This is a genomic window from Pseudorhodobacter sp., assembly GCF_030452865.1.
Lineage (GTDB): Bacteria > Pseudomonadota > Alphaproteobacteria > Rhodobacterales > Rhodobacteraceae > Pseudorhodobacter.
The window spans coordinates 1-11683 of sequence record NZ_JAKDLJ010000077.1; the positions used below are offsets into that span (position 1 = coordinate 1).

The 11683-nt window shown below is 60.8% G+C and carries 10 protein-coding genes and 1 pseudogene; 9 read left to right on the forward strand and 2 right to left on the reverse strand.

Annotated elements, in window-relative coordinates:
• The coding region (locus tag L0H65_RS06800) for an efflux RND transporter permease subunit (protein WP_301458083.1) at window positions 1–1397 on the forward strand (1397 nt) is incomplete at its 5' end.
• 223 nt (window positions 1398–1620) lie between these two features.
• Window positions 1621–2130, forward strand: coding sequence for a hypothetical protein (locus L0H65_RS06805; protein ID WP_367651979.1), 510 nt, complete (start codon window positions 1621–1623; stop codon window positions 2128–2130).
• A 347-nt stretch (window positions 2131–2477) separates the two neighbouring features.
• Here the strand turns inward: L0H65_RS06805 and L0H65_RS06810 are convergent, their stop codons facing one another.
• Window positions 2478–3677 carry an MFS transporter gene (locus L0H65_RS06810; RefSeq protein WP_301458084.1) on the reverse strand — a complete coding sequence of 400 codons (1200 nt, stop codon included), beginning with the start codon at window positions 3675–3677 and terminating at the stop codon, window positions 2478–2480.
• A gap of 381 nt (window positions 3678–4058) precedes the next feature.
• Between L0H65_RS06810 and L0H65_RS06815 the strand changes: the two genes are divergently transcribed.
• Window positions 4059–5495, forward strand: coding sequence for an NAD-dependent succinate-semialdehyde dehydrogenase (locus tag L0H65_RS06815; RefSeq protein WP_301458085.1), 1437 nt, complete (start codon window positions 4059–4061; stop codon window positions 5493–5495).
• A gap of 135 nt (window positions 5496–5630) precedes the next feature.
• Window positions 5631–6149 (forward strand): OmpA family protein, encoded by a 519-nt coding sequence (locus L0H65_RS06820; protein WP_301458086.1) that lies wholly within the window; start codon window positions 5631–5633, stop codon window positions 6147–6149.
• Between the two features lie 109 nt (window positions 6150–6258).
• Here L0H65_RS06820 and L0H65_RS06825 read toward each other — a convergent pair whose 3' ends face one another.
• A complete protein-coding gene (locus tag L0H65_RS06825) occupies window positions 6259–8085 on the reverse strand; it encodes a caspase family protein (RefSeq protein WP_301458087.1) in 1827 nt (608 codons plus the stop codon).
• Window positions 8086–8373: 288 nt separating this feature from the next.
• Here L0H65_RS06825 and L0H65_RS06830 point away from each other — a divergent pair, with 288 nt between their 5' ends.
• The 5 genes and pseudogenes from L0H65_RS06830 to L0H65_RS06850 all read left to right on the forward strand — a co-directional run.
• Window positions 8374–8802, forward strand: coding sequence for a hypothetical protein (locus L0H65_RS06830; RefSeq protein WP_301458088.1), 429 nt, complete (start codon window positions 8374–8376; stop codon window positions 8800–8802).
• A gap of 42 nt (window positions 8803–8844) precedes the next feature.
• The gene (locus L0H65_RS06835; protein ID WP_301458089.1) at window positions 8845–9492 is read left to right on the forward strand and encodes a MotA/TolQ/ExbB proton channel family protein; all 648 of its coding nucleotides are present in this window, start codon (window positions 8845–8847) and stop codon (window positions 9490–9492) included.
• A 33-nt stretch (window positions 9493–9525) separates the two neighbouring features.
• Window positions 9526–9963 carry a biopolymer transporter ExbD gene (locus tag L0H65_RS06840; RefSeq protein ID WP_301458090.1) on the forward strand — a complete coding sequence of 146 codons (438 nt, stop codon included), beginning with the start codon at window positions 9526–9528 and terminating at the stop codon, window positions 9961–9963.
• Between the two features lie 3 nt (window positions 9964–9966).
• Window positions 9967–10377, forward strand: a complete 411-nt coding sequence (locus L0H65_RS06845; protein ID WP_301458091.1) for a biopolymer transporter ExbD — start codon at window positions 9967–9969, stop codon at window positions 10375–10377.
• A pseudogene (locus L0H65_RS06850) lies at window positions 10374–11683 on the forward strand (hypothetical protein); the annotation flags it as partial. The gene L0H65_RS06845 and the pseudogene L0H65_RS06850, both read left to right, overlap by 4 nt.

An 11683-nucleotide genomic window follows, 5' to 3' on the forward strand; every position in this document is an offset into this window, starting at 1 on the left:
GGCTTGCCCCGGTGCCGGAGATTACCTCATTCCAGGCTTACGCCGCCACGGCTGCACCTTTCGACTTCAACGGGCTGGTGCGGCACTATTATTTGCGCGGTGGCGCTGAACAAGGTGATATCACGGTGGATCTGCTTGCCAAAGGCGACCGGGATCGCAGCAGCCACGCCATAGCTCTTGATCTGCGGGAGCGGATGCGGGGGATGGATTTGCCGCAAGGAACGGTGGTCAAGGTCGTCGAACCCCCGCCCGGACCACCGGTGATCGGCACGCTTCTGGCTGAAATCTACGGCCCCGATGCAGAGACGCGGCGGGCTGTCGCGGGCAAGGTGCGCGAGGCGTTCAACAGCGTCCCTTTCATTGTTGATGTCGATGACAGCTTCCACAACCGGGCAGAGCGGGTCCGGGTCTCGATCAATCAGGACAATCTTGAATACTACCGGGTGGAACAGTCCGACGTTTACGACACGCTCCACTATCTTTACGGCGGCACGACGGTTGGCTATTCGCATCGCGGCAGCGGTCGTCGGCCGATCCCGATCCGCGTAGCACTGCCAAAGACCGCCTCGGCAATGAATGCGCGCATGCTTGCAACCCCGGTTCCGGCCAACGCTTTGCCCGGTGGGCGCGATGTTGTTGAGCTCGGCGATGTCGTTAGCGTGTCGCATGAATTGGCGTCGTATCCGATCTTCCGGCACAATGGTCGCGCCGCCGAAATGGTGATGGCAGAGCTTGCAGGCGCCTTTGAAGCCCCGATTTACGGCATGTTCGCGGTTGAGGATGCGATAGCCAAGGCCGAATGGGGCAATCTGCCAAAGCCGGTCATTTCGCTGAACGGTCAACCCGATGATGAATCGCATCCCACGCTTTTGTGGGATGGGGAGTGGGAGGTGACCTGGGTGACATTCCGCGACATGGGCAGCGCCTTCATGCTCGCCCTTGTCGGGATCTATATTCTTGTCGTGGCGCAGTTCGGCTCCTTCAAGCTGCCTTTGGTCATCCTGACGCCGATTCCACTGACCTTGATCGGCATCATGCTTGGACATTGGCTTTTCAATGCGCCATTCTCGGCGACCTCGATGATCGGCTTCATCGCCCTTGCAGGGATCATTGTGCGCAACTCCATCCTGCTCGTGGATTTCATCCGCCATTCTCGCACGCCGGGGCAACCGCTGGTGGAAGTGCTGCTGGAGGCGGGCGCGATCCGGTTCAAGCCGATCCTGCTGACAGCACTTGCCGCGATGATCGGTGCCGCCGTGATCCTGGCCGATCCGATCTTTCAGGGGCTGGCGATTTCGCTGTTGTTCGGGCTGGCTTCGTCCACGGTTCTGACGGTGCTTGTCATCCCGGCGATCTATGTCGCGTTGCGTGGCGGATCAAAGGTGGCGAACGGGTGAGCGTCGTTGAAATCCGGTGCCGTGCGGCGTGATTGTTCGGGTTTCCGGCGGACGCGCGGTTTCAGTTGCGCCCATCGCGGCAGCCGCGGGTGCTTTGCGCACCTGCTCAAAGCACCCGCGTGGGCGGTGGTCGACGCGGCACATTTGCCCGGCTATCCGGGCCTCAGGGAATTGGCTCAGGCGAAAGCCTGACACTTTCAATGCGACTGTACTGGAGTTGAACATGACCGAATTTCCCATCAGCGGCACGTTGATAGGTCGGGTCTGGAATCCGCATCTAAAGGGACCAGGTGTCATCACGCTCCGCGAAGGCAGGGTGATTGAAATCACGTCAGTCATTGCCCCGCGTGTGCGTGATATCTGCGAAATCGCGGACCCTGCGCCGCATGTGACAATTGCCGAAACTCGCGATCTGGGCGTGGCTACCACCATCGCCGCCAACCCGACGGGTCCAAGTCATCTGCATTTCCTCGCCCCGTGCGCTCTGAACGCAATCAAGGCTTGCGGCGTTACCTTCGCCGGTTCAATGAGGGCGCGCGCGGCGTTGCTGTTGTCAAAGGCCAAGGACAACAACGCCTCAACTGCAATCGGACCGATGATTCGGCTGTTCGATGCTGGGTTCAGGCTTGATGATGTGCGCCGTGCTGCACTGGAGCTGACAGTGATTGGCGCCGACGGGTTTGAAATGCGCGGCAGCGACCCGGATGACGGAAATCAGCCGCGATCCGACTGACCTTGTGCAAAAAACCATTGGGCGGCAGCATCAATACCCCGACAGGATCATGATCTCACTCGGCACGCTTTTCGCCCCGACGCAGGACAGGGGGCAACCGGGCAGAGGCTTTCCCCGAAAGCTCGGCGACCGGGTGCGATTGCCTCTCCGATGCTGGCCGTGCTGGTCAATACCGTGGGTCTGTCACCCGAATGCCCGGAATGGAGCTTTGGCATCAGCCATCTGATGCGCAACCTCGCCGCGCGTGGTTTGCTGTGACGCAAAGCGTTTTGCCCGCAACCCAAAGGGAGAGTGCAGTCAAATCGAGACAAGAGGGCGTTTGAAGGTGTGGTTTCGAGGATTTGGCGTCAGGTCCCGATGCCTTCGTCCTGTCGCGGCAGGAACCATGCCATCAAACCGGCAAGCGGCAGGAATGAGCATATCTGATAGACGGTTTCGACGCCGTACCGGTCCGCCATAACGCCAAGGAGGCCAGCCGCGATGCCGCCAAGGCCGAAGTTCAACCCGTAAAATAATCCACCGATCAAGCCGATCCGGTTGGGGAGAAGATCCATTGCATAGATCAGAATCGACGCGAAGGCGCTGGCCATGATCAGATTGATCATGATCGTCAAAACACCGGTCCAGAACAGGTCGACATAGGGCAGCATCAGGGTCAGCGGCAATGGCCCCAGCACCGAAATCCAGATGATCCGGTAGCGACCGATCCGGTCACCGACGATCCCGCCAATCAGAACACCGACCGCCGCCGCAAGCAGAAAGATGAACAGCATCATCTGTGAGGCCGGGATCGACAGGCCGAAGCGCTCGATCAGGTAGAAGGTGTAGAACGAGCGGAAACTCTCGCCATAGGCGTTCTTGGTGAACATCAGAAAGGTGAGGACGACAAGCCCGACCGCGATGGTTGCGGAGGAGTGCTGGGGTGCCTCCTTGCCTTTTTTGCCGCGTGCGCGCATCGCGATGAAATCCGCGCTCAATTGCCGTTGTTTGCTGCCGATCCAGGCCAGAAGCAGCATCGCCATCAGCGCGGTAACGGCAAACCACGCAAGGCTCGGCTGGCCCCACGGCACGACGATCAGGGCTGCAAACACCGGGCCGAGCGCGCCGCCTGCCTGCCCGCCGACCTGAAAGATGCCTTGCGCCAATCCCTGACGGCCACCAGCGGCATAGCGCGCCGTCCGCGTGGCCTCGGGGTGGAAGATCGACGATCCGATCCCGATCAGCGCCACGGAGACCAGAATGGTTGCGTAGCCATGCGCATAGGCAAGGCTGACCAGTCCGGACATGGTGAACATCATCCCGACCACTGGCGAATAGGGCGCGGGCCGCCGGTCGGTAACCATTCCAACCACCGGTTGCAGCATCGCACCCGCGATCTGGAAGGTGAGAGTGATCAGGCCGATCTGCACGAAATCCAGCGAATAGGTCTCTTTCAGGATCGGATAGGCTGCCGGGATCAGCGATTGCATCATGTCGTTGAGCAGATGCGAAAAACCCAAGGCCGCCAAAACGGCCAAATGGGTTCCGGAACGGGTCGCGATTGTCATGTCAGATGTTTCCAGCTTCGGGGACTTGGGCAGAGGTGTGGTCAGTTGTTCACAGCCGCCCGGCGCCTGCAAGGGGGGAGTTTGTTCCGGGTTTGCACCGCCACGGGGTCAGCACGCCCGCCCGGCATCGAACGGATTGACAGGGCGGCGTAGCGGAAGCGATGTCAGCGACACATTGTAGCTGGTGCGAGGGCCATGGTGGATATCGGATCGTTTGAACCGCGCAGCGATTTGCGCGGCGGTGTATTCGATTCCGTTATAGCTAAATTCCGCGAGATGAATTGATACGCCTGCCGCGTGATGGCTAAGATGGTACGGTGACGAAAAATTACGACTGCAACCGGCCAATCATTCCAATGGCCCCACCACAAAAGGCGCGCCATGAGCATTTATCCCGACCTGCAACTCTTTATTGACGGGCGTTGGCGCAAGACGGCGGAAAGTCTGCCGGTGGTGAACCCTGCCGATGAAAGCATCCTCGGCGCGCTGCCCATCGCGCGCAAAGCCGATCTGGACGATGCACTGGCAGCGGCGGCCAAAGGCTTCCGGGTCTGGAGCAGGACCGCCCCACGAGAGCGGAGTGATATCATCATGCGCGCCGCACGGATCATGCGGGAGCGGCGGGATGAGATTGGTCATTGCATCACGCTGGAGCATGGCAAGACCTTGAGTGAGGGTCGGCTGGAGGTCATTCGCGGCGCGGAGTTCTTTGAGTGGGACGCGGGCGAGGGCCAGCGGCTTTACGGGCGCGTCATTCCCGGCGCGCCGGGCATCCGCCATACGGTGATCCGCCAACCCGTCGGCACTGTCGCCGCCTTCTCACCCTGGAATTTCCCGATGAGCCAGCCTGCGCGCAAGGTCGCAGGGGCGCTGGCCTCCGGCTGTTCGATCATCCTCAAGGCGGCGGAGGAAACACCCGCGGGGGCGATCCACATCGTTCGGGCGTTTCAGGAGGCGGGGCTGCCTGCCGGCGTCCTGAACCTCGTCTTTGGTGTTCCATCCGAGATTTCGACCTATCTCATTCCGCAGGATCAGGTCCGGCTTGTTGCGTTTACCGGATCGACAGTTGTGGGACGACATCTCACGGGGCTTGCATCGCAGCATATGACCCCGGTGTTGATGGAGCTTGGCGGTCACGCCCCGGTGATCGTCTGCGATGATGTTGACCCGGTTCAGGTCGGCCCGATCTGTGCGGCGCGAAAATATCGTAGCGCGGGGCAGGTCTGCACCTCACCGACCCGGTTCTATGTCGGGCAGGACCAGTTCACGGCCTTTGCCGAAAGTTTCGCGGCCAAGGCGAAATCGCTGGTGGTTGGCAACGGGCTGAGCGAGGGCACCGAAATGGGGCCGGTCGCCAATGATCGCAGGTTGGCGGCAATGTCGGAACTGGTGGAAGATGCGGTGTCGAAAGGCGCGGAACTGCGCGCCGGTGGCCAGCGCATCGGCAACAAGGGCTATTTCTTTGCTCCGACGGTGCTGGCCAATGTGCCGGACAATGCGCGGATAATGGATGAGGAACCGTTCGGCCCCATCGCGATCATCAACCCTGTCACTTCGTTGAGCGAGGGTATCGCGCAGGCGAACAGGTTGCCCTACGGGCTTGCCGCCTACGGCTTCACCCATTCCGCTGCCAATGCCGCCCGCATCGCAGAGGAGGTCGAAGCCGGCAATGTCTCCATCAACACGCTGGAGGCGTCGCTGCCCGAAACCCCGTTCGGTGGCGTGAAGTGGAGCGGTTACGGGCGGGAAGGCGGCACGGAAGGCCTGGACCAGTACACCGTGGTCAAGAACGTGTCGCACCGTATGAGCATCGGTTAACGGTAGCGCACCGCGGATCCGCTGCGAAATTGTGGTATCGAGCTTTCCAGAACGGTGCCGCGCCGCGTGGTTTCGTTGACCGTTTGGTCGATTTGCTCTATGCTATCCGAATTGTTTCAGCAGGAGTTTTTCGCCATGCGGAGCGTTATTTGTCCGACAGCCTTTGCCATTTTCCTCGCAAGCGGGGGTGCCGTCCTCGCGCAGACCCCTTACACCACCGATGAACTGGTTGAGTTCTATATCAATTCACTCGACATTGGTGCGACGCGTGGCATCTGTATCGGAACACCGCAGGAATGTGACAAGCCCGCAGCGCCTGCGGGCCTTGACATGCTGGTGACGTTTGAACTCGATTCGGCTGATCTGACGGCAGAGGCGCAAAAGAACCTCGCGGTGTTCGCCCAAATGATGCAGGACGACCGGTTGAAAATCGCGCGCTTCGTGGTTGAAGGCTATACCGACGCGCGCGGAACCGATTCCTACAACATGGATCTGTCGCAGGCGCGCGCGCTTTCGGTGGAGAATTTCCTGACCGGGCTTGGTGTTTCGGCGGAAAGGTTGTCAGCCATCGGCTTCGGCAAGGCCAATCCGCGCACCGGCAATGATCTTGACCCGGAAAACCGTCGCGTCGAATTGCGCGTTGATCTGCGCTGACGACAGAGTCGCGCCGTTGCATCATATCTTCTGGTGACACCAGCACATGAAACAGCGGCGCCCACACCGGCGGCGCTGTTTTCGTTTCAACCAACTCCTCTGTCGTCGATCAGAAAGAGCCGGAGCCGAGCAGGGATTTCTTGATTTCCTTCTTGACCTTGGCAGGTGCATTGATCTTGCGCTTGGTGACGGGATTGATCTTGCGGGTGCCGGTGCTTTCGACGCTGACTTGTGTTGCCTTCACCTGCGCCTTGGCGCGGGCGCGCACCGCAGGGGCAACGCTGGAGACGCGCACAGCACAGACTACGCTCGATTCTGCGGTCAGAGCCTGCACCAATCCGACCGACGGCTCCAGTGAATCCGGGACTTTGCGCTTGGCAAGGTAATAGCTGGTCAGCGCGGTCCGCGACCCTTTGCCCCAGTCGCCGTCAATCCCCATCTGGTAGCACCCGATGCGGCGCAGTTCCGTTTGCGCCAGCTTGGCCAGATCTGCCGGGTTCACCTCGGGCGTGCTGTGATCCTGCAACAGCGAAGGGTCGATGCTGGCCAGCAACTGTCGGTTCTTGTCGCTGTCCGGTTTGATGATATTACCTTCGACGCGCAGCCGATCCACGGTGATTGCGTTGATCCCGATGATCCCGCGCGTCTGCCATGTCAACGCGGCAAGGCGAATCCGCGCTTCGCCATCCAACGCAGCGGCCGCCGGGTCTTGCGGCAACAGCGGCAGCGTCGTTTCCGGGATCGAAGCGATGGTTTGCGGCGGCACAATTTCGGTCACAGCGGCGGCGACAGTTTCCGTCTGCGTCGTCGGCGCATCTGTAACAGTGCCGCCTCCGGCAACGACCTCCAGCGCCGCAACGTCGATGGTCGGGCCGGCGTCTGCGGCGGCGGGCGCCGCATCCGTCACTGTCGCTCCCACCGACTCACCTCCGGCGGGTTTCGCATCACCAATGGTCACGCCGCCATTGTCGGCTGCCATTTCAAGGCCAAGGCTTGCCACCTCGATCGCGGTATCGGCGTCGCGCAGGGAACTGTCCGAAAAGCCGGAGGCGCGCAGAAGGTCCAGAAACTTCTTGCGGTCATCGGGTGCAAGTTGGGCCAAAAGCTCAAAATCCGCCTCGCTCAACTCCTGTTTCGATTCCGCCACCGGGTTGAAATAGAACTGTTCGCGCAGTGATGATTGGTCCCACGGGGTTTGTTTGCGGAAGGTCCGATCCTCCACCTCGTTGCGGACTTCGATCATCATGTCGGAAACCGAGATCCCCGGCGTTTCGATATGATCCAGCAAGGCAGTGGTGAAGGGGCTGTTCGGTGCTTCTCCCGCGCCGTCATAGGTTACAGCACCGGGTTCGGTCGCGAAGGCGACAAAGGTGCCGACCCCGGTTTGCAGCCGCGCCAATCCGTCCGAGGCTGCGCCCGTGCCCCGGACCGATTGCGGCAAGGGGTCATTGCGGCAGGCATCCAGAAAGATCAGCGTCTGGCGCTTGCGGTCCTGAAGCCGGGCGATAATGCCATCGAGGTTCCAGGTTTCGGTCTGAATGGAATCGCGGCTGGTTAGCTTGGCATCGACCGGCACCAGATAATTTGCACCGTTCATCTGGAACGCATGGCCGGAATAGAAAAACACCGTGCTGTCGGCATTTTTCGCCTCATCGGCGAAGGCATCCACCTTGGCCCAGAAATCGGACCCGTGAATGTCGGTCAGCAAAGTGACTTCGAAGCCAAGCCGCTTAAGCGATTCCGAAATGTCGTGCGCATCACGCACCGCGTTTCTCAAAGGTGCGACATTGGTATAATCTGCGTTGCCGACCACAAGCGCCAACCGTTCCGCCTCTGCCGCACCCGCGCCTGCCGTGACAATGCACAGCGCAAGTGCCGGGAGGATCGCTTTGGGTGACAGGCCGAAATCGGGGATGGTCAATTTGTTGCCGCGCATCGGTACTTCCAAAATTTCAATCCAATAGCGCGAGTCTACATGTTTTTCCGCCATCACGCGAGTCTGAATGGTTTGCACGACACATTGGCTACGGAATATGTCGCAGTTTGCAGCGGCGACCGTGTGGTGACCGCGTGGAATTTGCCCGAAGATGTCGACAACAGGCGTTTTCACCCCACATGGGCTGTTTTTGTTGACAGAGCGCCTATGCTCGGCCCTAATCTGATGGTTCAAATGTCCCGCGATCCCGTGGGGCGGGAAATCATTGACTGAGGGGTTATTGTCAAAATGTTTGCCTCACGTCGCTTTTTGACAGCCGCAATCGCGGCAGTACAAATCAGTTGCGCTGGAATGGTTCTGGCGCAAACCGGCAATATCGAATTGGAACTGAACACCGCTAATGATGAAGGGCAGGGCTGTCGCCTGACCTATGTTGCAACCAACAACACGGCGGTTGCCTTGGAAAAATCATCCTACGAAGTGGCGGTTTACAATACAGAAGGCATCGTGCAGCGGCTTCTGGTGCTCGAATTCGGTTGGCTTCCGGTCGGCAAGACCCGCGTTGTGCAGTTTGACCTGCCCGATCAGGGTTGCGCCACAATCTCGCGTATTTCGGTCAACGGGCCGGTCGAATGCCTGTCCGAAGCGGGGCCGGAGAATGTGTGCCGCGACCAGCAATTGCTGAGCAGTCGGGTGCGCACAATCCAGTTCAACTGATCCGAGGCGTATCGCTGCGCACAGGGTCGTCAGGAAAATGAAATGCTGGATCTTGCAGGTCTGAACGCTGTAACCATTCTGGTTTTCGCAGCGTTGCTGTTGCTGTCGGTTTCCGCCACCACGGTCGCGCTGTTCAAGTTCGTGCAATTCGCGATGCTGGGGTTGGGGCGTGGACGCAAGGCAGCGGCGGCACTGGCGATCTGGGACTCCGGGCATAAGGACAAGGCGCTTGCGGCGATCTCGGCGGTCAAGGGTGTGCAACCGCGCGTGCTGCGCGCCGCTTTGGCAGCACGTCTGCAACGCCCGGATGATCCCGACTGGGCGGAGGAGATCGGGCGTCAGGTCGCGCTGGCAGAACTTGCCGCCATGGGGCGATGGATGCGCGTGCTGGAAGCGGTGGTGCAGGCCGCCCCCATGCTCGGGCTGCTTGGAACGGTGGTCGGCATGATCGACGCTTTCGGCGCATTGGCGCAAAGCACCGGCGGCGTTGACCCTGCACTTCTGGCGGGCGGGATCTGGACTGCGCTCAGCACGACTGCCATCGGGCTCGCCATTGCGCTGGTGTTTTATTTCATCGCGATCTGGCTTGAAACCCGCATCGACGGCGAACGCCAGGCGTTGGAGGTTTTGCTGTCGGCGGCAATCCACGGCAGCGCGGAAACGATCACCAGCACCCCACGCGGGCCGTGACTCATGCCGGGGCCGGGTACAAAAACCATAAATTTGCAGCAAGGTACCCGCCGTCGCTACGGCTTTGCACTGACACCTTTGGCGGATGCGATGTTCCAGCTTTTGATCTTTTTCATGCTGTCCTCCACCCTGTCGCCCTTTTCGCTGATTGCGCTGACAGCAGGGGCGCCGCCGGGCCAATCGGAGTTGCAGGGAAAACCGCAGCCCGAGGCCGTGGCGATTGATGCCAGCGACAACCTGGTGATCTGGCATCTGTCGCGGGGCCAAGTGCGGTCGGGTGATCAGGTTCTACCGCTGGACGCGCTTGCCGCAATTGTGCCGGCCCTGCTTGCCAAAGGCACGCCGGATGTATTGATCTACCCGACCCGTTCCGCCACGGTACAGGATATCGCCACGGTGCTGGAGGTGTTGGGCGCGCGCGGTGTCGCCAAGGTGCGGCTGATCGCGGGTAGTCAGGTCGGAGGAGGATAAGCCATGCGCAAGGCGCGTCTTTCCCCAAACCATACCCGGCAGCGGCCGGATTTTTCACTGGCCATCGTGAATATTGTGCTGCTGCTGGTGTTCTTCTTTCTGATCACCGGCTCATTGGTGCAGCAAGGCGAAACCAGTGTCGATTTGGCGGCAACGACTGAACTGCCATTGGAACGTCTGCCGCGTCCACTTTTGTTGGTCGACGCCCAAGGAGCGATGGCGCTCGATGGCGTGGCGGTCACGGCGGATACGCTCGCAGGGCTTTTGGGGCCGCAAATGCCCGAGGCGCTTTATCTGTTGGCGGACAAGGGGTTGTCGGCGGACCTCCTGATGGCCTTGACCACGCGTCCCGATTTGGCAGCGGTGTCGATGCGGCTGATCACCTTGCACGAACGCCGGGTGGCCCTGCCATGAGCGAAGGATATTCGACATCATCGGGTGCGGTGATCTGGGGCGGGGCGACGATGGTGGCGGTCGCGCTGCATCTGGTATTGGTCGAACAAGGGTTTGCCGCCTACCGCGCACAGAATGAAGTGCCAAAGCAGGTGACGATTCCGGAAGTCGAAATCATGGCCATCGCCAGCAGTGTTGCCGGTCAGGACCGCGCGCCGGAGATCATCGCGGCAGTGCAAAGCCAGCGGCTGACGGCGCGTTCCGACGTGGCCGATCTGGCGGCGCAATCATCGGCTGAGGTCTTGAAAGCCGCATCGGGCATGACAGCCACGCATGTCAGCGCGGCAGGCGTGAGCGCGGCGACAGTCAGTGTCGCACGTATTGCCGCCAATGCGACCGATGCCGCAACCGTTGCCTCCGACGCCGCAATCGTGACAAGGCCTGCCGCACTTGCGCCGCAAACCGTCACGCCGACACGCGCCCAAACATCAACAGTCGCGCTGGTGCGGCCCCCTGCCAGCGTTGCGCAACCGCCTGTCTCCGCTCCGGGCCTTGAAACGGCTCCGGTGGCAGTGCTGCCAGTTGGAACAGTGGCGCAACGTCCTGTGGTGGCGGCGGTCACAGCACCGGTTACCACTGTGGCGCCTGCGCGGGTCAGTACCCCTCGGGTGGCATCTGTGCAGGCGGTGACCCCGATGACCACCACTGCGACAACAAGCCTTGCGGCTGTCAGTCTTGCCCCGACCGCTGTCGCCGCCAACGGCCAAGCCGAGATCACGACCGTCGCCGCACTGCCCACTCTCCCGCCGCCGCCGGAGGTTGCAGCCCGTGAAGGAATCGCAGCGCCGACCCCGGTGCAAACGCCGCAAGAAAACAAGCAGACCTATAAATCGGTGCTGGATGTTCTGGCGACCCTGCCGAAAACCCCGTGTTTTGCCGCACTCCCCACCCTGTCCGAAGACAGCACGTTCCAGTTGGAGGCTTTTGCCCTCAGCCGCGCCGATCTGGCGGCGTTCTCGGATGCGCTGTCCGGCAAGGTCAGAACGCTGCCGAACACCACGATGAAACCGATCAGCGCGGCACAATGCGCCGCCGTGGCCTTCGTTGCCGAAGGCCCGGCTTATCCGCGTTTCAACCTGTTTTTTGACGTACCGAAACGGGTGATCCAAAGCGGCGAGGCGTTGGAGGGCCGGATCGGCAATACCTCAGGCGGTTTCCTCAGCTTTCTGGTGATTGATGATGAAGGTGTGGTGCAGGATCTGGCGGGTTATCTGCAATTCCTGCGGGGAGGTGCCCGGTTTCGGATTCCATTATCGTTGACCGGCAG